Genomic DNA, 20454 nt, shown 5'->3' on the forward strand with positions numbered 1-20454 from the left:
TTTTGTTGCCAATAAGTATAACTGGTTCGGTGAAAGTTACACTTTGTTGCCATTGAAATTTTACAAAACGATGGCGTTTTTTAGCGAAAGAGATTCAAGATTTCTTCCTTGCTAATTGCTTTGAATGGGTTGTTCGAGTTGATAAATTTCTCTGCCAAGGACGATTTTCGATCCTGTAGTTGCATAATTTTTTCTTCAATACTGCCTTCGGTGATAAAACGGTAAACCATTACTTTTTTGTTTTGCCCAATGCGGTGTGCACGTGCAATGGCCTGCATTTCTGCTGCCGGGTTCCACCACGGATCGATAATGAAAACATAGTCGGCCGATGTGAGATTGAGTCCAACGCCACCGGCCTTTAGTGAAATTAAAAACACCCTGTTTTCCGGATCATTCTGGAAACTGCTGATCACTTCCTCACGATTGGCTGTTCCTCCTGTTAATAAGGAGTATTTCCATTTGCGTTTTTGCAGTTGATCTTTTACCAGTTCGAGGTGTTTTACAAACGATGAGAAAATTAGCACTTTATGTTTCTCAGCGATCAGACTTTCGAGGGTTTGTAAAATCTCGTCAAATTTGCCCGATTCGCTGTCGTCGGTGCCTTGCAACATCGATGGGTGGTTGGCCAGCTGTCGTAATTTTGTTAGTCCTTGCAAAACCACGATGGCCGATTTTTCCATCCCTTCTTTTTCAATATTCTCCAGTATGCTGTTGCGAATAGCCGATTTTTCCTGCTCATAAATGCGTTTTTGGTCGCCTGCCATGCCGCAATAGCGTATTTGCTCGGTTACCGGAGGCAGGTCATTGGCAACCTGTTCTTTGGTACGGCGTAGTATGAATGGGCGAATCAGCGTTTGCAGTTTTTGCTGTTTTTCCGGATCTCCTTTTTTTTCAATAGGCCCAATAAATTCGCGCTTAAAATAGGCCAGATTGCCAAGCAATCCCTTGTTCACGAAGTTAATTTGAGCCCATAAATCCGACAACGAGTTTTCAATCGGCGTTCCAGTCAGAACCAACCGATGTTTGGCCTTCATCTGCGTAATGGTTTGATAGGTTTTCGATCCGGGATTTTTAATGTACTGGCTTTCGTCGAGAATGAGGTAGAAAAATTCCACATCTTTCATCAAATCAAAATCATTTCTAATTGTTCCGTAACTGGTTAGAATGACATCGTAATAGTTTGCCAGGCTTTTAAAGCTGCCGGTTTTCTTTCGTTGAAAACCAAAATGTTTGTACACTTTTAATGACGGGGTGAACTTGTTGATTTCGTTGTTCCAGTTGTGCAGAAGCGAAGTGGGCATCACAATTAAGCTAGCGGGTTGCGATTTTTCCGATTCCGATTCTTGCAAATTGGTATCGCCAAACAAATTTCCCTGCGCCGGAGAGGTTTCAAAATCAGGTATTTGTATGGTGCTTTTTAAACGTTTTAGTTTCAGTAAAAGGGTGAGTGTTTGCAGCGTTTTTCCCAACCCCATGTCGTCGGCCAGGCAGCCGCCAAACTGATTTTCAAATAAATTGTACATCCACGAAAACCCTTCGTGTTGGTACGAGCGGAGTGTCGCCTTTAAATTTGCAGGAACTACGACTTTTTTGTCGGCCTTTGCGCTTATTTCCTGTAACCGATTGAAAAAGCTTTTGTCGATTCCTTTCAACTTTTGTTGCAACAGTAGGTAATGATGCTTTTTCAATCGCAAATTATGGCCGTCTTGTTTTGCCAGCGGAATAAGGTCGCCATATTCCGAAAACCACTCCTTGGGCAGAATGGCAATCTTGCCGTTGGGAAGTTCAAACTCACGAATGCCACCTAAAATATGCCGTTTTAGTTTGATGAACGGAATTTGAAATTCGCCAAACTGAACATTCCCATAAATATCGAACCAGTCTTCACCTTCTTTGATCTCAATTTCAAGGTTCTGATGATCGGTTGAGTAAACTTTATCCAGCCGGCTTTGGGTGATCGAAAAACCGGCATTTGTTAGCGTTGCTTTATTCCGGTTTAGCCAGTTAATCATTTCGTACAGACGGTCTTTGTCGCTAAGCAATTCCATGCCCTTGGCGTAAAAACTACCATTTTCTTCTTTTAAATTTAGGTTGACCAAAAACTGAAGTTTGGCATTTTCCCAATCTTTGTCGCGTTTAATTTTCCGAAAATAGTATTGGTTGTTCGAGATTTTCAAATCGACCAGAACTTCATTTTTGCTGTTTGGTAAGTATTCACTTGCTCCGTATCGAAAACTTGGCAACAAAACAGCTTCCATACGCAAATTGGGTTCAAGCGACAGCTGAGCTTGTTTTTCGGATTCGCTCTCACGAACCTCGAAGCCAATGGCTTTCACCGGGAATTCCTTCAGTGTATTTAGGACAAAGCTCTTGTAATACTTTTCTTCAACTTGCGACGGAATAAAAACAAACTCCTTCTCGAGAAATGGCACTAGTTTTTTGGCGCTTAATTTATCGAAAATGTACAGGCGACCTTGGTGAAGAAAAGCTCCCGGTTCGTTGGTTACAATAGTAATTTGTTTGTGAAGAAGGTTCAAAATGTTTCCCCGATGCGAAATCTCCAGACTGTAACGAGTGCCATCGTCGGTTTTGTTGAAACAAAACCGACATTCGGTAAAAACATCAGAAACCTCGATCAAATCTTCGTCATACAAATTTGAATATTTAGCTTCCTTGTTAAACAAGCGTGTCTGACTCCTCATCAACAATCGGATGATTCGACCAAGTTGTCTGTCGATGTAGGGGCTAATGTGATTTTCGAAGAGTTCCGAATCGAGTTGCTGGAAAAATTTGGCCGGCTCTTTTTTCTTTGAGAATTTTTGAACCAGTTTTTCATCGCTGTATTGTTCGATTAGTTTCACCAGTTCAGCTTGTTCGTTGCTTAGCTGCAAATCAACAATGTCGCGGCTTTTAACCAGTTTGACGATCGTATAAAACGACACCCTTTTTTCGATCAAAAAAGCCTGAAACATATAGCCAAACGTTCGGTGTTCGGTTAATCCGATAATGAATTCCTGAGACATAAGTGCACAACTCTTTAAAAGTCAGTGGAAATAATTTTGCTTTTCCGGGAGCAAGTTTCTTCCGGCCAAAACTTCAAATATAGTGAAAAGCGGAAGTCTCAATCGGTGTTGCAGGATTTTTTAAGTTCAAAATTTCGGTACAGGTAGGAAAGAATCGAGCAAATTGATTTTCGGTGTCGTTGTCGTTCAATTTTTGCTTAGATGAAGATTAGGGCTCCACAATGTGCTTTTTTAAATTCAGGTGCAACGATCCAACGACTTAAAATTTCACAAAATCATTCCGCTCAATAGACCGAAAGTTGAATTTGTTTTGAAAAAAATGACAAAATAAAGTTTTCTTGGCAGCACTGTGTTATTTTTGCACTTCCAACAAAAGATCGCTAACAGACATTATTGAATGAACCAAATTATTAACGTAGTATCGTTTTCGGAAAATGTAGTGAAGCTGGTGGTGCATGCGCCTCGTATTGCCCGCTCCCGAAAACCAGGTCATTTTATTATATTACGAATTGACGAAAAAGGCGAGCGTATTCCTCTAACCATCGCTGCTGCCGACGAAAAGGCAGGTACAATTACCTTGGTCGCGCAAAAAGCAGGAGTTACTTCCAAACGCCTTTGTGAGATGAAAGCAGGCGACCAAATCCTTGACCTGGTTGGTCCGCTCGGAAAAGCAACCCACATTCACAAAGCTGGCACTGTGTTGGCTTGCGGAGGTGGAGTAGGTGTTGCGCCTTTGTTACCCATTGTTGAAGGTTTTAAAAAAGCCGGCAATCGAGTGATTACGATTTTGGCTGCACGAAGTAAAGACCTAATCATTCTGGAAGATGAAATCCGCCAATGGTCGGACGAAGTAATTGTGATGACAGATGATGGCTCGCATGGTCGAAAAGGATTGGTAACAGTTGGTGCGGAAGAAATTATCAAACGCGAAAAAGTGGATGAATGTGTGGCTATTGGCCCTGCTATTATGATGAAATTCACGGCTTTGCTAACTCAGAAATACGACATTCCAACTCAAGCAAGTTTAAATGCAATAATGGTTGACGGAACAGGCATGTGTGGCGCTTGTCGGGTCAGTGTTGGCGGCGAAACGAAGTTTACCTGTGTAGACGGCCCTGAATTCGATGCCCACAAAATAGATTTCGATGAGCTGATGCTTCGTTTGGGGGGCTACAAAAACGAGGAAAAAGAAGCATTTGAGCGTTTTATGAAAACTGTAACCGTTTAATCATGCAGGAATATCTGAAACAAGAACGTGAGCAAGCGTGGCGGATTGAGCTGCGTGGCAAAATCAAAAATATAGAACGTGGTGAAATTACTCGGGTAAAAATGCCTGAGATGGATGCCACGAAACGGGTCTGCTTTCAAGACAAAGAAGTCAATTTGGGGCTGGACAACACGAGTGCGGTTCGTGAAGCGCAACGCTGTATGGATTGTGCGAACCCAACCTGTATTGATGGCTGTCCGGTTAGTATTAACATCCCCAAGTTCATCAAGAATATTGAGCGGGGTGAGTTTATCGAAGCAGCAAAAACGTTGAAAGAAACCTCAGCGCTACCGGCTGTTTGTGGTCGGGTTTGTCCGCAGGAAAAACAGTGCGAGGCTAGTTGTTTCTATACCTTAAAGTTGAAGAAAGATCCTGTTGCCATTGGCTATTTGGAACGCTTTGCTGCCGATTATGAGCGCGAGAGCGGGCAGGTAACCGTTCCGCCAATTGCTCCTAAAAATGGCATAAAAGTGGCGGCTATTGGTTCGGGACCGGCTTCGTTGTCGTTTGCCGGCGACATGATAAAATTGGGATATGATGTTACTGTTTTCGAAGCTTTGCACGAAATTGGCGGTGTGTTGAAATATGGAATCCCCGAGTTTAGGCTACCCAATAGAGTGGTGGATGTGGAACTGCAGAGTCTCGAGAAAATGGGGGTTCAATTCGAACGCAACTTTATTGTTGGACGAACGGCAACTTTTGACGATTTGAAAGACGAAGGTTATCAGGCATTTTTTGTTGCCAGCGGTGCCGGATTGCCTCGTTTTATGAACGTTCCGGGTGAAAACTATAACGGAATTTTATCTTCAAATGAGTATCTGACACGGGTGAACTTAATGAATGCGGCAGACGGAAGCTTCGATACTCCGGTTTTGAAAGGTCAGAATGTCGCGGTAATCGGCGGCGGAAACACGGCAATGGATTCTGTTCGAACAGCAAAGCGACTTGGAGCCGAACGGGCCATGATTGTTTATCGCCGTTCACGGGAGGAAATGCCGGCGCGGGTCGAAGAAATTCACCACGCTGAAGAAGAAGGGATCGAGTTTATTAATCTGGCGAATCCGGTAGAATATTTTGCCGACGAGAAAGGCCGGGTGAAAAGCATGCGAATTCAACGGATGGAATTGGCCGAACCGGATGCCTCTGGTCGGCGTCGCCCGGTCGTGATTGAAGGATCGGAATATGACATACCGGTTGATGTGGTCGTTGTTGCTATTGGCGTTTCACCAAACCCATTGGTGCCTTCCGAGCTGCCTGAACTGAAAGTAAGCCGATGGGGAACTATCGAAGTTGATCCGGAAACGATGCAAAGTTCCTTGCCTGAGTTGTTTGCCGGTGGCGATATCGTACGCGGCGGTGCAACGGTTATTTTGGCAATGGGCGATGGTCGCCGGGCTGCATCCGGTATGCACAAATATCTGATGGGAAATTAATTTTACGGCAGGACATTTGTTCTGCAATCAATTTAAAATTGACTAAATATCACAACTAGAAATAATATGGCGAATTTATCAACCCGTTTTTTTGGATTGGATTTGAAAAGCCCAATTATTGCCGGAAGCAGCAGTTTAACGGCTAGTGTTGATCAGATTGAGAAAATAGCAAAAGCCGGGGCTGGCGCGGTGGTGTTGAAATCGCTGTTTGAAGAAGAAATTCAATTGCAGTTTGACGCGGAATTACTCGATCGGAAAGCCCTCGCACCAGATCCGGAATATTTGGACTATTTCGACTATGTAATTAAGGATGAAAGCTTAACTCGATACATTCACTTAGTTGCAGATGCGAAAAAAGCGGTGCAAATCCCGGTTGTTGCCAGCATTAGTTGCACAACTTCTTCGGATTGGACACAGTTTGCCCGAAAAATTGAGGATGCCGGAGCTGATGCGCTGGAGCTAAACCTGTTCATCATTCCGTCGAACGAAAATCGGAGCCATTCGCTCAACGAGCAGTTCTATTTCGATACAGTTAAAAAGGTGCTCGAGGTCGTTTCTATTCCGGTTACTGTTAAAATAAGCCATTATTTTTCCAATTTAGCCAAAGTGGTCAGCGAGTTATCGCAAACCGGAATTGCCGGCATTACGTTATTCAACCGTTTTTACACCCCCGATATTGACATCGAACTGGAAGAAGTCGGGAATGCTGAAATTCTGAGCAATGGAACTGAATACCTACTTCCTCTAAGGTGGACTGGCATTTTAAGTTCAAAATCTGCTTGTCCGTTGGCAGGCACAAGCGGAATTATGAGCCCCGATACAGCTATAAAATTCTTATTAGCCGGAGCAAATGCTGTTCAGGTAGCTTCGGTTTTGTACCAGGAAGGTGCGGAAGTAATTGAAGAATTTAATCGTTCGATTTCGAAATGGATGGACGGTAAAGGATATCGTTCCATCGATGAATTTAAAGGGAAACTGTGCCTAAAGACCAAGCAAATTGATGCTTGGGAAAGAACTCAATTTATGAACTATTTTGGTGGTTTAAGCTTTTAATACAAGTGTTTACTTGAATCGCTTTTGCTTAAATCGGGTTTTTTTTATTGAAAAATGTATACTCAACGCGTTAATCATGTTTAGAAAATATTTCATTCTTCAGATCGTTTGTGTGTTTATCTTTCAGCTTGGATTGGCTCAGCCACCGGCAAATGATAAACAGTTTGTAAGCTACAAAGTGAAATCGGGCGAAACCATTTACTCGATTAGTCGCGCGTTTGGTATTGAAGGGGAAGTATTGCTCAATGAGAACCCGCAACTGGTTTCCGGGCTGAAAGCGGGGCAAGAACTTCGTATTCCGATACCAGGCGGGGAGAACTTGCAACAAGAAGAGTTACCTTCATTTTTGACTTATCGAGTTAGGCGGGGGAATACCTTGCACTATATTGCCAAACGATTTGGAATAACAGTTGAAGACATTGTGCACTATAATCCACAAGCTGAAAGCGGCATAAAGAGGGGAGATCGACTTCGTATTCCGGATAAAGATGATTTAGCACGGATTAAAGAAAAAGCCGCAAAGGCAAAAGAGGTGGAGAGCTCAGGTTTACAAATTCACATCGTGAAAACAGGAGAAACGCTTTATTCGATATCGAAGAAATACAATTGCTCGGTTGTCGATATTCTGAAGGTAAATCCTAATGCAGGACAGAATTTAGCCATTGGAATGAAACTTCAGATTCCTTCAACGCAGGTTGAAAGTGATTCACAAAACCAAACAAACGAATCGACTGATCAATCGGTTCGGTCAGATTCTTTTTTTATTCATTTGGTTGAAAGCGGTGAAACATTCTGGAGTCTGGAGCAAAAATATCACACAACAAAAGCCGAATTAATCGACTATAATCCGGTTTTGCGTGAAGGATTGAAAGTCGGATTTCGAATTCGGATTCCTAATAAAAATGTCCCATCGATAGAAGTTGTACCAACTGACGAAAGCGCTTTTACAAAGTATGAAGTTAAACGGGGAGAAACGGTTTATGGGTTGGCAAAACGTTTTAACCGGACAGTTGCGGAACTTAAACGGGTGAATCCGGTGTTGGATTACCGGGGATTAGTTGAAGGGGAAACTATTTTAATCCCTAACGAACTAAAAACAGATGTGGTTGCGCAAACACCGGGATCTGATTCGGATCGGGAAGTCGAAAGTTCGCTGGATTATCTGTCCTCTGTTGAATTTCGGTTGGAAGATGTACCGGAAAATTGCCGGCCTAATCCGCTTGCCCGGTTTGAGCATTACAATGTCGCCTTGTTGTTACCGCTTTATCTTTCGGCCAACGATACGATTAATCGTGAACGTGTATTGCCTGATCCGAATAGCCCGACGTACGAGGATGATTTGTTGTTTTTGGCCGATTCGTTCCGGGTGCGCGAAAACCGGATTGTTTATCCACACTCCGAAAGCTTTGTCCAGTTTTACGAAGGTGTACTTTTGGCAGTCGATAGCTTAAAACGTGCGGGAATGAATGTCAAACTGCATGTTTTCGATACCGACAAAAAGGCCTCCGCAATCCAATCTATTCTTTATCGTCCTGAGTTCCGGGATGTCGATTTAATTATTGGACCGGTATTCCCCGAATTGCAGGGACCGGTTGCTGAGTTTGCCCGTCAACACGAAATCCCCATGGTGTCGCCACTTTCTTCGTCAGGAAATTTGGAGCAGACTAATCCGTATTATTTTAAAATAAGCCCGAGTAAAGAGTATCTAATTCGTCAAACAGCATCGTACATTGCTGATGAGTATTTTGATAAGAATTTAATTGTTTTGCCGATGGGGGAATACAAACACTTGCCTGAAGCAGAACTGGTGAATTTATCCCGTGAGAAATTTTTCATATCACCCTATCGAAAACAAACAGATCAGATACTTTTTCATGAATATAATTTAGCACAAGAAGGAGCACTGGGCTTGTCCCGAATTTTATTGAAAGACCAGGAAAATGTGTTCATTATTCCAACTGAAACCGAAGCACAACTGAGCGTGGCGGTGACTAATTTGAATGCTATTGCAGAGAATTATCCGGTAACCTTGGTTGGTTTATCCAATTTTCAACGGTATAAAAGTATTCAAACGGAATACTACCATCATACGAACCTGAATCTGTTAAGTCCTTATCATATCGATTACAAGGCGCCATTAGTTAATCAGTTTTTGTATCAATTCCGTAAGAATTTTTGTGCCGAACCGAATCAGTTTAGTTTTCAGGGATATGACATTGCCTATTACTTTATGTCGGCTATGTTTAGCTATGGCAAAGATTTCATAAGGTGCTTGCCCTATCACCAAGTGGAACTTACTCAAGCTGAATTTCATTTTGAGAAAGTCAATCGGGATGGCGGATACATAAATCAAGGGCTATTTATTTTGGAGTATGAGCCTGATTACAGCATCCGACTGAAAGGAATAAGCGGAAAACCGATGTATCACCTAAGTGAAACAAAGTAGAACAAGAACGGGGAAATGTAGCAATCATTTCCCCGTTCTTATTTTGTTTGAAGCTGAAGGTCATTCTAATTCTGCAAATGTTTTCTTAATTCGTTTAATCGCATCTAGCATTTCATCCTGAGTGATAATCAGTGGAGGAGTAAACCGAATAATATTCTCGTGTGTTGGTTTCGCGAGAATTCCATTTTCTTTCATTGCCAGACAAACGTCCCATGCGGTTTTGCCTTTTGTTGGTTTAATCACAATCGCATTCAACAAGCCTTTCCCACGAACCTGCTGAATTAACTCTGATTTTACTGCGCTCATCTCGGAACGGAACAATTCACCTATTTTGGTCGCATTATCAGCCAGTTTTTCCTCTTGTAAAACCTCGAGTGCCCTAATCGCTACTTTGGCTGCAATCGGGTTTCCTCCATAGGTTGAACCATGCTCGCCGGGTTTTATTGTCAGCATTATTTTGTCATCGGCCAATACACATGAAACCGGGTAAAGCCCTCCTGAAATTGCCTTGCCTAGTATTAAAATGTCAGGGCGTACATTCTCATGGTCGCAGGCAAGCATTTTCCCGGTACGGGCAAGACCTGTTTGTACTTCGTCGGCAACAAACAGGGCGTTGTGTTTTTTGCATAAGTCCGCCGCTTTTTTCAAATAGCCGTCTTCGGGCAAATAAACTCCTGCTTCAGCCTGTATAGGTTCTACTAAAAATCCAGCGACATCAGGTTGTTTTAGCGCGTTTTCCAGTGCTTCCAGGTCGTTGTAAGGTGTGTTAATAAATCCTGGAGTAAAGGGGCCATAATCCGAATAGGCATCAGGATCGGATGACATGGATACGATTGTGATGGTACGGCCATGAAAATTGCCATTGCAAACCACTATTTTCGCCTGATTTTGGGGGATTCCTTTTACTTTATAGGCCCATTTTCGGGTTAGTTTTAGAGCTGTTTCTACTGCCTCGGCTCCTGAGTTCATGGGAAGCATTTTGTCGTAACCAAATAACCTGGTCGTATATTCTTCCCATTCGCCCAAAACATTATTGTAGTATGCTCTGGAGGTGAGTGCCAGTTTCTGAGCTTGCTCAATCAGCGCATTCACGATTTTTGGATGGCAATGACCTTGGTTAACAGCCGAGTAGGCTGCAAGGAAATCGTAATATTTTTTTCCTTCTACATCCCAAACAAAAACACCTTGTCCACGCTCGAGCACAACTGGTAGCGGATGATAGTTGTGCGCGCCAAACCGGTCTTCCCGGTTCATGTAATAAGTTGAATCTTTTGTTTGCATAAAAATAGCTTTACCAAATTGTTTATGCAGATTTAACAATTATTCGGCTGATAACAAAACAGATGGAACTGTTCGAAAATATGGACAAGCATGAATATTGTAATTGTTTTCGACCCTGAAATTCAGTATATAAACGAGATCAGAGAGTTGGCTATTTCCAAAAACGGATGACCAGCATTTCGGTCAGGGCAAAAAGCAATGCGAGCAACAGCGCAAATTTCCATAATTCAATCACATTCGCATTGCTACTGTTTTGCTCAAGCCAACTGCCGTTGTCCCGCTTAAAAATCTGACAATTCACTCCCGAGCTCTTAGCAATGTTTTCTAATTCGTCGGAAGAGTAAAAACTCAAATCAGATTCCAATCGGCTGTAGTTGAAAGCTAAAGGAATTTCGACTCCTTCAGCCGATGACAGGTTGTAAAAGCCCGCTTCGTGGATCATGTCACCGGTTGAAAAGCGATAGTCGGTGTAACGATCGTTTAAATTGGGCACCTGAACCGGATTATCCTCTCCGGGTCTTTTTAGAAACAAGTTTTCAGATTGGTTGATTTGTTGGCCTAATTTGAGACTTATAATCTGATTGTTTTGCACCGGGTATTCGATTGTTTGCGGGAAATAGCTGTGAAGCGCAATATTGTAGATGACCGGAACAAAAAGAGCATGGCGGTAGAAATCGGACGCGTTAACTGATAGTGGAAAGGTAAATTGATACAGCCTTCCTTGTTCAAACGGAAACTCGGATAATGCCGCGCTGCCATTGTTGTTGGTCATAATGGTCGTTCCAACAGTTTGTACTTTTTGTTTCAGCGGAAAATAGATCTGGATTGAGGGGAGTTTAACCCGATCGTAATCGCGGGTGAAGACATCGTGAAAAAGATGATGCTGCAGATTCAGACGATCTATTTTTAAGGGCGATGTGACATTGTTGTCGAACTGTAAGGCGTTTAGTTGGCTGAACAACTCATTGTATGAGGTTTGATCGATTGTTTCGCCTGGAAAAACAGCGACACTTCCTCCGTCCTTAATAAAACTGACGAGTGCCGTTTGTAGTCCTTTGGAAAGAGTAGGCAAGTTGACCAAAAAAATGCATTGGTACTCTGCAAAGCGACTTATTTGTAGTCGGTTGTCTGACATTTTTTGCAGCCTGACTTGCTCGTCCTGATAAAACAATTTTTCAATCCATTGATTGGCCGGATCGTTTTCGGGACTGATTAAAAGAGTCGAAACATGCGGATCAACGCGATAACTGAAATAGTAGGAATTGTCGTAGCTTATCGGATAATCATCCAATTCCAGTTTGCAGTAGTGGTTCCCCTGTTTTCGATTTTGGTAGCTTATTTCGGCTTCAATCGTTTCGCCAGCTTTCAAATTAATTGTTTGCATCGATCTCAACGAGTCATTCAACAAAAAGCGCAACGGAATATTATTGAACGATTTGGTGGAACGATTCGTAATTCTGGCTTTCAATACTTCGAGCTGCCCCTGTAATCGGCCTGGAGAATGAAGCCAGCACGTGTCAATAACCAAATTGTTGACCTCTGGTTGTGCCATTGGTATCAAGTAAATCTGGGTCTTATCATCAACTTCAACCTGATTTAAATCGGTCACGTTTCGTTGGAAGTCTGACAGCAAATAAATGTTTTTGTCGAGCTTTGGGTGATTAGATTCAAGCTGTTTAGTTAGAATTGCGACAACCTTGCTCAACGGCATGTTGGCAGCAGAGCTTTTAATTTTTCCAATTTCGCTGATGAGTTCCTCTTTTGTGAGGCTGAGCCGTTGTTGCGATGTCGCATCATTGGTTAAAAGCATAAAATGTGTGCCGGGCAGAAAGCTATTAGCCAGTTCAATTGATTTTATTTTAGCCTCTTCCAATAGCGTTCCGTTCCCCGAAATTCCATTCATCGAAAACGAATTGTCGATGTAGATGCCGATTGAATTTTCGGAATTAGGTGCACTGGAGCTCCCCAGTGGAATATAAGGCTGAGCAAATGCCAGTACAATAAAGGCGACAATAAGAATACGGCAAGCCAAAATCACCAGTTGTTTCAGATTCTGCTTCTTTTTCGATTCGTCGTAAAGTATTTTTAAAAAGTCAACCTGACTGAAATAAACCGTCTTATAGCGTTTGAATTGCAGAATGTGAATCAGTATTGGTAGGCACACCAGACTAAGCGCAAAAAGAAAATTAGGGTCGGCAAATTTCATTACTATGGTTTTGGAATTCTAAATTGGGCTAGATCACCCTATATTTTTTAGTAGAAAATCAACCGCATAATTATTGAAAATTTTCGATGATCTTCGATTATAGAATGCAATAATATCCAAAAATAAGCGAATACCGGGTAATTTGCCGGCAATTTCATGGATTGATTCATGAATTTGCATGTACTTGTGTTTGTTTAGTATTTTTATGGAATTATAAAACAAAAACAGCACGAGATATGTTAATTCTTTAGTTTGTTTTCTATTTTGCAGAGAAATGCATGATAACTGGTTTTTGACAAAAAGCACTGATAAAAGACACGGAATATGAATTACTATACGATTAAAGATCTTGAAACACTTTCCGGCATTAAGGCACATACCATCAGGATTTGGGAAAAACGCTATGGTTTGCTGGTTCCTGAACGAACGACTACGAACATTCGATTTTATACCGATGATGAATTGAAGCACATGCTAAACGTTGCTGCACTAGTGAAGCGTGGCCATAAAATATCTAAAGTTTCAGCTTACAGCAACGACCAAATTCATGAAGAGGTGCTGAAACTGAATATAAAGTCGAGTTCAATGGATGATTATTTAGATCAGCTAGTTATCCATATTGTTGATTTTGATACTCTTAAATTTGAATCCTTGCTGGACGAACTTCAAACGCGATTTGGTTTTGAAAAATTTATTGTAGAGCTTGTTTTTCCCTTGTTCCATAAAATTGGTGTTTATTGGCAAATCGGAAGCATGTTTCCTGCCCAGGAGCATCTGATTTCAAACTTGATTCGCAAACGGTTAATAATTGAAAGCTCGAAATTTAAACCAGCAGCAAATCCACAAACGGCTTTGTTTTTCCTTCCCGAGGGTGAATTGCATGAGTTGGGTTTGTTGTTTGTCCAATATTTGGTTGTTAAACATCATTTTAAACCAATTTATCTGGGGCAGAATGTGCCTTTTGAAGACTTGAAAAATATGGCGGGTAACACGAGTTTTGATCTTGTCGTGACCTCTTTTGTAAATGTCAAAGAGAAAGCTGAAATGGAAGAATATTTGAATGAATTGAGTGCTGTTTTTAATTCAAGTCGGATATTGATTAGTGGACAACAAGTTCGAATTCAGCAGCCTGAATTGCCTGCGAATGTCCATTTCATAAGCCATTCGCAGGACGTGGGAGACCTAATTGCTCAAATAAAAAGGCGCTAGCCAGTGCGGAATTAAACGCTGGGGCGCGAAATGAAATTCAGGGTAGTTTAGTCCCTTTTGCACCCCACCAATAAAAAGCCTGCATTTTTAGGCGGTTGGTTTTTACAGCCGGGTCTTCAGCCTCCATTTTTATCGCTTCCTCCAGACTGTCGACATCAAAAATCAGCAGTCCGCGAAATTCACCGCCGTTTTCAAACGGGCCAGCCATTACCAGCTTACCCGATTCAGCCATCTTATTAAGATGAGCTAGATGCAGTTCTTGCATTTTTGCTGCCTCCAGCGAATCTTTACTGCGTTCGGTACCGCTCAAAAGGTGCATAAAAACATACCGCTTCATAATGTACGTTGTGTCACCTTCTGTCATTGCAAATTCGCGTTGTGCGATCGTCGTTAAACTTATCCATAGCAATGCGAACGTTAAAATAGTCTTGATCATGTTGCTGATTTTTATGAATTACTTTACGCTACTCTTCAACCGGTCTTTAAAAACATCTCGGAATTTTTCCAGTTTGGGAATGATCACAAATTGGCAATAACCTTGCGACGGATTATTCTGAAGGTAGTCCTGATGATATTCTTCAGCCGGGAAAAAATTAGTCCAGGGAGATACTTCGGTAACCACTTTCGTACCAAAAATTTGACCGGAGTTTAACTGCGTAATCACGGCCTCTGCTATTTGTTTCTGACGGTCGTTGTGATAAAATATTACCGATCGGTATTGGGTTCCGGTGTCTCCACCTTGTCGGTTTAAGGTAGTAGGGTCGTGGGTCGCGAAAAAGACTTCGAGTATTTCAACGAAACTTAAAACTTCAGGATTGAATTCGATTTCAACAGCTTCGGCATGTCCGGTTCGGCCACTACAAACTTCTCGGTACGACGGATTTATGATTTCGCCTCCAGAGTATCCTGATGTAACTGAAATGACACCTTTTAGCTCTTTATAAATTGCTTCGGTGCACCAAAAGCAGCCACCACCTAGTGTCGCAATTTCTGTTGTAATCGTTTTCTCGTTTGTCATCATATAAAAGTTTAGAAAGATGATCGTCAGTAGTTATTTCATTCTTTCGTGTTCTTATTTCAGGTCGATTCCGAATCGTCTGGCAAATTCGAATTGTCGCGTCATGTGAACAAGAACAAGCAGGTTGATTGAAAAGTCGGAGCATTATGCGCCGACATAAAAGGGTATTTTAAAATACCTTTTTAGCTGATCAATGTTGTGCTCCTATCGATTGAGTAGACAAAACAACAAAGAACAGTTGTCGGTTCGAGCTAACCCGCTTGTATTTCACCAAATTACGATGCAAAGAAATGTGTCAAAAGTCAACAAGCTTGTGTCCGTAATAGGATCGATTTCTTGCCACAGAGGCTGAATTTAACACAGATCGGCTGATCAGAATAAACAAAGGAATCTGAATTTAGTTTTAAAACTGGTGACTTTGAAAAATGATGAAGCCATAAATTAAGAAGCGAAGAATCCGGAAAAGAGCAAAATAGGTGAACCGTTTCAATGGGTACTCGGTTGTGCCAACCAGCATACTAATAAGCGCCCAGGGTAACGGAGTAAGTGCCGCAGCTACAATTAGCGCCGAACCAAATTTTCGAAAAAGCGGCCAATACTTGCTGAAGAACTTCCGGCTCATGTATCGAAAAAAGATCATTCGTTGTAAATACCGACCTATCAGGAAGGAGACATAACCGGCAGTATAGGATACTCCGGCAAAAAAGGACAGATTTAACAGGTAGTGAATAAAATCACCTTTGTTAAACGCCCATAACATGAAAAATTCAGGCGGGAAAAGCCCGAAAATAAACTCTGATCCAATGTAAATGAGGTAAATTAATGTGGCATTATCGTAGAATTTCCTGAGCCAAACCTGTTGGTTCTCAGTCACGATGAATTCCTTGAAAAGGTAATAAGCCGCAGCAATTATGGCTGCATAAATTAAGGTGCGGCCCATATTCTGTAGTAAAAATCCAATTTTACTTTGGTTGGTCGAAGGTTGATTTTCTGTATTCATTTTCTTTGTCATCTGTAAACTATCATCCTGCAATTCGTTCGAGCAACCAAGCGATGTTTTCGCCAAGTGTTTTTATGGTCTGAATGCCTTCGTCGTCTTTTAACACGTCCCCTTCGGCTTTGCCAAACGCGAAATTCCAATACGATGAGCCAGGGACAATCATTTGACTTATCAGGAAAAAATTGTTAATCGTTTCAAAGGTATGTAGTTGCCCGCCTCTTCGAACTGAAATAACGGCAGCTCCTATTTTACGCTTCAAAAGGTGTCCATTTCCCCGCGTAACATAGCCTGCAACATCAATTAAAGCCTTTATTTCGGTTGTCACATCTGCAAAATAAACCGGCGACCCGATAATAATAGCATCAGCAGCAAGCATTTTGGCGATGCATTCGTTAATAGCAACGTTTTTAATATGGCATTGTTTGTTTTTAATCTCCCGACATTTGCCACAGGCGGTACAGCCGTGCACCTGCTTTCCACCCAGCTGAAATATTTCAGTCTGGTATCCGGCATTTTTTAAAGGCTCCAGCGCTGTGTCAAGCAAGATGCGGGTATTGCCATTTTTTCGCGGGCTTCCGTTAATTCCCAATACTTTCATGTCGAATTAAAATTTAGTTGCTGAAAACATATGAAACAATGTTTGCTCCCATTTTTAGAGCCTTTTCCCGTACGACTGGACTGTCGCCATGAACTGCAGGATCTTCCCAGCCATCGCTGATATCTGATTCGTAGGTGTACAAACACACCAGCCGGTTTTCAATAAAAAGGCCAAAAGCTTGAGGTCGTTTCCCGTCGTGTTCGTGTATTTTGGGGAGTCCATTCGGAAACTCGAATTTCTGATGGAAAATTGGATGGTCGGTTGGAAGTTCAACAAAATCCTGATCGGCAAAAATCTTTCTCATTTCGCGACGAATGAAGGCATCGAGGCCATAATTGTCGTCGATGTATAAGAAGCCACCTGCTTCGAAATATAATTTCAGGTTTCTGCATTCTTCCGGAGAGAATACAATATTTCCGTGGCCGGTAAGGTGTAAAATAGGGTAGTTGAAAATTTCGGTGCTTCCGGGTTCTACAGTTCCTGGATCAGCGGAGAAATTCGTATTTAATTCCCGGTTACAAAAGCTCATTAAATTTGGTAAAGCGGTTGGGTCGGCATACCAATCGCCACCTCCCCGGTACTTCACAAGACCGATTTTTAGATCGGAAGGCTGAGCCCACCCCGGTTGGTTAGCCAAAATTAAAAATGAGATAATGAGCAAGATTTTCATAATTCAATTGCTAGGATTCAAAGATAGTAAGAATGAAATAGTTTTGAAGATTTTTATGAATTTGACAGGTAATATAGCAAACAGAAAAACTTATTGAGGAGAATGCTGTTATTTTTGCCAATGAATACCCGTGGCAGCATTCGTTTGTTCGAAGTGAATCGAATTCGTTGTCATTAAAAATTTAGATTGATGGAAAGAAGTTTTACCACCCGTTCGCTAAATATTCCTTTTCCTAAAGACGATCCGCATCGATCGCTGGATATGCCTGTTTATGAGTCTGTTGCTTTCGAGTTTGCAACATCGGAAGATATTGCCGCAAACTTTAGAGGTGAACTGCCCGCGCATGTATACTCGCGCACCAGCAACCCAACAGTGGAGTATTTCGAGCGAAAGATGAAAAGCCTCACAATGGCGCATCAGGTATTGGCTTTGGCATCTGGTATGGCAGCAATAACGAATACTATTTTGTCGCTTTGTAAGGCTGGCGATAACATTATTTCCGGTAATCACTTGTTCGGTCACAGTTATGCTCTGTTTAAACAGAGTTTGTCGAATTACGGATTGGAAACCCGATTTGTGGATACAACCAAGCCGGCAGAAGTTGAACGGCTGATTGATGAAAATACCCGTTTAATTTATTTTGAAACCGTCACAAATCCTCAGTTAGAAATCGCCGATATTCGGGCTCTGTCCGAATTAGCCAACAAATATAATCTGGTATTGGTTGCGGATAGTACACTCACTCCGCCGGTTGTTTTTAACTCAAAATCATTGGGGGTTCATGTCGAAGTGATGTCTACCACCAAGTACATTTCAGGCGGTGCAACTTCGTTTGGCGGAGTGATTCTGGATAACGGTATATTTGAATGGGCAAAAAACCCAAACACGAAAACATTTAGCGAGAAATTTGGGAAAGACGCTTTCATTGCCCGCTTGCGAAAAAATTATTACCGAAATACCGGTGCAGCAATGACAGCCCATACTGCTCACTACCAAATACTGGGACTGGATATTCTCGAACTACGTTTAGAGCGAAGCTATGGTAGTTGTTTGTCCTTGTGCGAGTTCCTTTTCAATAACCAGAAAGTAAAAAAAGTAACCTATCCCGGATTGAAATTCTCTGCAGATTATGGCTTGGCTATGAGTCAGTTCAATGGCAAACCGGGAACTATTTTAACCTTCGATTTGGAATCGCAAGCTGCCTGTTTCTCTTTTATGAATCGATTGCAGATTATTCGCAGAGCAACCAACCTGAATGATAATAAGTCGCTGATTATTCACCCATTTTCAACGATTTACGCAGAATTCACGGAGTCCGACAGGCAGGAAATGTGCATTCGCGATACCATGATGCGATTGTCGGTTGGGATTGAGGCACCGGCAGATCTAATTTCGGATATTGACCAGGCCTTGGCTGCTATTTAATGAAATCAGTCTTCGAGCAATAAGTTGCAGGTATGACAGGCTGCCAGTGCTGCGGTTTCGGTGCGCAGGCGACTGCTTCCCAAACTCACAGGGATGAAATTGTTTTGCAATGCTGTTGTAAGCTCTTGTTCCGAAAAATCACCTTCCGGGCCGATTAGGATTAAATTCGATAAACTACCCGGAATTTCATTTTTCAACTGTCGTTTGTCCAACTCGTGGCAATGGGCAATAAACTTTTTGCCCCGAAATTCGCTTTGCAACAATTCATTCAACGGAGTTAGCGGGTTTAGCCGGGGCAAATAGGCTTTCAATGACTGCTTCATGGCTGAAACGATTACTTTTTCGAGACGATCGTCTTTAATAACTTTTCGTTCCGAATGTTCACAGAGCACGGGAGTGATTTCGTCAATCCCAATTTCGGTCGCTTTCTCTAAAAACCACTCCAGCCGATCAATATTTTTGGTTGGAGCAACTGCTATATGGAGGTATGAATTTCGTTTGCCAAATTCCCGTTCCTGTGCTTGAACAACTATTTGGCAGCGCTTCGGATTGGCATCCGTTATTTGTGCTGTGTAAAGCGAACCTTTACCATCGATTAGCTGGATTGAATCACCGGGATTCAGTCGGAGGACCCGAATCGCGTGTTTTGACTCAATTTCATTTAACGTATATGATTTGCCTTGAATATCGGGTGTGTAGAAAAGCTGCATGTTGATCGACGTATTTATGAATTAGCGATAGGTGCGTGGTTTTAGGTGATGAACCAGATCACCCTCTCTGGAAGCAATCGCGCTCCAATGCTCGACATTAAAATCGATTACGGCGGTTGAGCATGTTGGAGTATCGCTGTTGAAAAAGCGAACCAGATTATTGATCAAATAATGAATGGTCGGGTTATGTCCAAAAACAAAAACAGTTTCAACCTTGTCTTTCAATGTCTGAAGTATGTCAATAAAATCCTGTGTGGTCATTCCATCATACAGGTCTTCTTCCTTCTGTATTTTATCTTTATCGTATTGGAACGTATTCGCGTAGATTTTGGCCGTGCTAAAAGCCCGCTTTGCCGGACTGGAAATAATTAACCCTGGAGAAATACCCAGATTTTTCAATTCCAAACTTACTATCTCAGCGTCCTCTCGGCCACTTGGTCTCAGTTTACGATTAAAATCATCTTCGTAGCCATACGGAATTGCTTTAGCATGCCTAACAATTACTACTCTTTTCATTGGTGCGAATTTTAGAGCTAAATTAAACTAATTTTGGGCGATCGAAACAAGGAATAAGTAAAAATGAAAAGAATAGGTTTACTATCAGACACCCATGGCGCAATAAGTTCTAAAACCTTACACTTCTTCGAGAATGTTGATGAAATATGGCATGCCGGAGATATTGGAACGGTAGAGCTAGCCGATCAACTGATCGCTTTTAAGCCCATCAAGGCAGTCTATGGCAATATTGATAATCACATTGTTCGGAAGATGTTCCCCGAAAAACTTCGATTCTTTTGCGAGGAAGTCGATGTGCTGATGACTCACATCGGCGGCTATCCCGGAAAATATCAGCCAACAGTCAGAAACGAGTTCAACCTAAAATCACCACGACTCTTTATTTGCGGGCATTCGCACATTTTGAAGGTCGTATTCGATCAAAAATATAACTGCCTACATATCAATCCGGGAGCGGCAGGAAACAAGGGGTTTCACAATGTTTGTACGGCAATCCGTTTTGTAATTGATGGTACGGAAATTAAGGACCTAGAAGTTCATGAATTTGAAAGAGCTAATTTTTGATATAGATTAAATGATGAAAGATTATTCAATATAGA

The 20454-nt window shown here is 41.9% G+C and carries 17 protein-coding genes; 7 read left to right on the forward strand and 10 right to left on the reverse strand.

The genetic code is table 11. The annotated features are described in order from the left end of the window. Positions 1-80 precede the first annotated feature (80 nt). On the reverse strand, positions 81-3023 hold the full coding sequence (locus tag ABZD21_RS05140) for a DEAD/DEAH box helicase (RefSeq protein ID WP_372773384.1): 2943 nt from the start codon (positions 3021-3023) through the stop codon (positions 81-83). 397 nt (positions 3024-3420) lie between these two features. Here ABZD21_RS05140 and ABZD21_RS05145 point away from each other — a divergent pair, with 397 nt between their 5' ends. The 4 genes from ABZD21_RS05145 to ABZD21_RS05160 all read left to right on the forward strand — a co-directional run bounded on the left by ABZD21_RS05145 (position 3421) and on the right by ABZD21_RS05160 (position 9222). After that, positions 3421-4251 carry a sulfide/dihydroorotate dehydrogenase-like FAD/NAD-binding protein gene (locus ABZD21_RS05145; RefSeq protein ID WP_372773386.1) on the forward strand — a complete coding sequence of 277 codons (831 nt, stop codon included), beginning with the start codon at positions 3421-3423 and terminating at the stop codon, positions 4249-4251. Between the two features lie 2 nt (positions 4252-4253). Continuing rightward, positions 4254-5723 carry an NADPH-dependent glutamate synthase gene (gene gltA, locus ABZD21_RS05150; protein ID WP_372773387.1) on the forward strand — a complete coding sequence of 490 codons (1470 nt, stop codon included), beginning with the start codon at positions 4254-4256 and terminating at the stop codon, positions 5721-5723. Positions 5724-5789: 66 nt separating this feature from the next. Next, entirely contained in the window at positions 5790-6776 is a 987-nt protein-coding gene (locus ABZD21_RS05155; protein ID WP_372773388.1) for a dihydroorotate dehydrogenase-like protein, read from the forward strand. Between the two features lie 76 nt (positions 6777-6852). After that, positions 6853-9222 carry a LysM peptidoglycan-binding domain-containing protein gene (locus ABZD21_RS05160; RefSeq protein ID WP_372773390.1) on the forward strand — a complete coding sequence of 790 codons (2370 nt, stop codon included), beginning with the start codon at positions 6853-6855 and terminating at the stop codon, positions 9220-9222. A 60-nt stretch (positions 9223-9282) separates the two neighbouring features. Here ABZD21_RS05160 and rocD read toward each other — a convergent pair whose 3' ends face one another. Both rocD and ABZD21_RS05170 read right to left on the reverse strand, forming a co-directional pair. After that, positions 9283-10503, reverse strand: a complete 1221-nt coding sequence (rocD, locus tag ABZD21_RS05165; RefSeq protein WP_372773392.1) for an ornithine--oxo-acid transaminase — start codon at positions 10501-10503, stop codon at positions 9283-9285. Positions 10504-10654: 151 nt separating this feature from the next. After that, entirely contained in the window at positions 10655-12709 is a 2055-nt protein-coding gene (locus tag ABZD21_RS05170; RefSeq protein ID WP_372773393.1) for a BatA domain-containing protein, read from the reverse strand. 324 nt (positions 12710-13033) lie between these two features. Between ABZD21_RS05170 and ABZD21_RS05175 the strand changes: the two genes are divergently transcribed. Further along, positions 13034-13918 (forward strand): MerR family transcriptional regulator, encoded by an 885-nt coding sequence (locus tag ABZD21_RS05175; protein WP_372773394.1) that lies wholly within the window; start codon positions 13034-13036, stop codon positions 13916-13918. Between the two features lie 37 nt (positions 13919-13955). Here ABZD21_RS05175 and ABZD21_RS05180 read toward each other — a convergent pair whose 3' ends face one another. The 5 genes from ABZD21_RS05180 to ABZD21_RS05200 form a co-directional block, all read right to left on the reverse strand. Beyond that, positions 13956-14354 (reverse strand): YciI family protein, encoded by a 399-nt coding sequence (locus ABZD21_RS05180; protein ID WP_372773396.1) that lies wholly within the window; start codon positions 14352-14354, stop codon positions 13956-13958. Between the two features lie 18 nt (positions 14355-14372). Beyond that, the gene (gene msrA / locus ABZD21_RS05185; RefSeq protein WP_372773397.1) at positions 14373-14936 is read right to left on the reverse strand and encodes a peptide-methionine (S)-S-oxide reductase MsrA; all 564 of its coding nucleotides are present in this window, start codon (positions 14934-14936) and stop codon (positions 14373-14375) included. A gap of 403 nt (positions 14937-15339) precedes the next feature. Then, complete coding sequence (locus tag ABZD21_RS05190) at positions 15340-15948, reverse strand: hypothetical protein (protein ID WP_372773399.1); 609 nt, start codon at positions 15946-15948, stop codon at positions 15340-15342. A 10-nt stretch (positions 15949-15958) separates the two neighbouring features. Beyond that, positions 15959-16534, reverse strand: a complete 576-nt coding sequence (locus ABZD21_RS05195; RefSeq protein WP_372773401.1) for a flavodoxin family protein — start codon at positions 16532-16534, stop codon at positions 15959-15961. A gap of 13 nt (positions 16535-16547) precedes the next feature. Further along, positions 16548-17204, reverse strand: coding sequence for a DUF4159 domain-containing protein (locus tag ABZD21_RS05200; protein WP_372773402.1), 657 nt, complete (start codon positions 17202-17204; stop codon positions 16548-16550). Between the two features lie 189 nt (positions 17205-17393). Here ABZD21_RS05200 and ABZD21_RS05205 point away from each other — a divergent pair, with 189 nt between their 5' ends. Further along, on the forward strand, positions 17394-18629 hold the full coding sequence (locus tag ABZD21_RS05205) for an aminotransferase class I/II-fold pyridoxal phosphate-dependent enzyme (RefSeq protein ID WP_372773404.1): 1236 nt from the start codon (positions 17394-17396) through the stop codon (positions 18627-18629). 5 nt (positions 18630-18634) lie between these two features. On the opposite strand, the gene ABZD21_RS05210 is transcribed toward ABZD21_RS05205, so the two are convergent. Next, positions 18635-19339, reverse strand: a complete 705-nt coding sequence (locus tag ABZD21_RS05210) for a 16S rRNA (uracil(1498)-N(3))-methyltransferase (protein WP_372773406.1) — start codon at positions 19337-19339, stop codon at positions 18635-18637. Positions 19340-19360: 21 nt separating this feature from the next. Next, entirely contained in the window at positions 19361-19855 is a 495-nt protein-coding gene (locus ABZD21_RS05215) for a histidine phosphatase family protein (protein ID WP_372773408.1), read from the reverse strand. A gap of 63 nt (positions 19856-19918) precedes the next feature. On the opposite strand from ABZD21_RS05215, the gene ABZD21_RS05220 reads away from it, so the two are divergent. Continuing rightward, complete coding sequence (locus ABZD21_RS05220; RefSeq protein ID WP_372773410.1) at positions 19919-20419, forward strand: metallophosphoesterase; 501 nt, start codon at positions 19919-19921, stop codon at positions 20417-20419. Positions 20420-20454: the final 35 nt, after the last annotated feature.

It is taken from the genome of Mangrovibacterium sp. (genome assembly GCF_041596335.1).
Lineage (GTDB): Bacteria > Bacteroidota > Bacteroidia > Bacteroidales > Prolixibacteraceae > Mangrovibacterium.

Coding starts and splice junctions, on each gene's coding strand:
- ABZD21_RS05215 (WP_372773408.1), bottom strand. CDS start 19,855: ATGAAAAGAGTAGTAATTGTTAGGCATGCTAAAGCAATTCCGTATGGC.
- ABZD21_RS05145 (WP_372773386.1), top strand. CDS start 3,421: ATGAACCAAATTATTAACGTAGTATCGTTTTCGGAAAATGTAGTGAAG.
- ABZD21_RS05160 (WP_372773390.1), top strand. CDS start 6,853: ATGTTTAGAAAATATTTCATTCTTCAGATCGTTTGTGTGTTTATCTTT.
- ABZD21_RS05190 (WP_372773399.1), bottom strand. CDS start 15,948: ATGACAAAGAAAATGAATACAGAAAATCAACCTTCGACCAACCAAAGT.
- ABZD21_RS05200 (WP_372773402.1), bottom strand. CDS start 17,204: ATGAAAATCTTGCTCATTATCTCATTTTTAATTTTGGCTAACCAACCG.
- ABZD21_RS05140 (WP_372773384.1), bottom strand. CDS start 3,023: ATGTCTCAGGAATTCATTATCGGATTAACCGAACACCGAACGTTTGGC.
- ABZD21_RS05180 (WP_372773396.1), bottom strand. CDS start 14,354: ATGATCAAGACTATTTTAACGTTCGCATTGCTATGGATAAGTTTAACG.
- ABZD21_RS05195 (WP_372773401.1), bottom strand. CDS start 16,534: ATGAAAGTATTGGGAATTAACGGAAGCCCGCGAAAAAATGGCAATACC.
- msrA (WP_372773397.1), bottom strand. CDS start 14,936: ATGACAAACGAGAAAACGATTACAACAGAAATTGCGACACTAGGTGGT.
- gltA (WP_372773387.1), top strand. CDS start 4,254: ATGCAGGAATATCTGAAACAAGAACGTGAGCAAGCGTGGCGGATTGAG.
- ABZD21_RS05175 (WP_372773394.1), top strand. CDS start 13,034: ATGAATTACTATACGATTAAAGATCTTGAAACACTTTCCGGCATTAAG.
- rocD (WP_372773392.1), bottom strand. CDS start 10,503: ATGCAAACAAAAGATTCAACTTATTACATGAACCGGGAAGACCGGTTT.
- ABZD21_RS05220 (WP_372773410.1), top strand. CDS start 19,919: ATGAAAAGAATAGGTTTACTATCAGACACCCATGGCGCAATAAGTTCT.
- ABZD21_RS05170 (WP_372773393.1), bottom strand. CDS start 12,709: ATGAAATTTGCCGACCCTAATTTTCTTTTTGCGCTTAGTCTGGTGTGC.
- ABZD21_RS05210 (WP_372773406.1), bottom strand. CDS start 19,339: ATGCAGCTTTTCTACACACCCGATATTCAAGGCAAATCATATACGTTA.
- ABZD21_RS05205 (WP_372773404.1), top strand. CDS start 17,394: ATGGAAAGAAGTTTTACCACCCGTTCGCTAAATATTCCTTTTCCTAAA.
- ABZD21_RS05155 (WP_372773388.1), top strand. CDS start 5,790: ATGGCGAATTTATCAACCCGTTTTTTTGGATTGGATTTGAAAAGCCCA.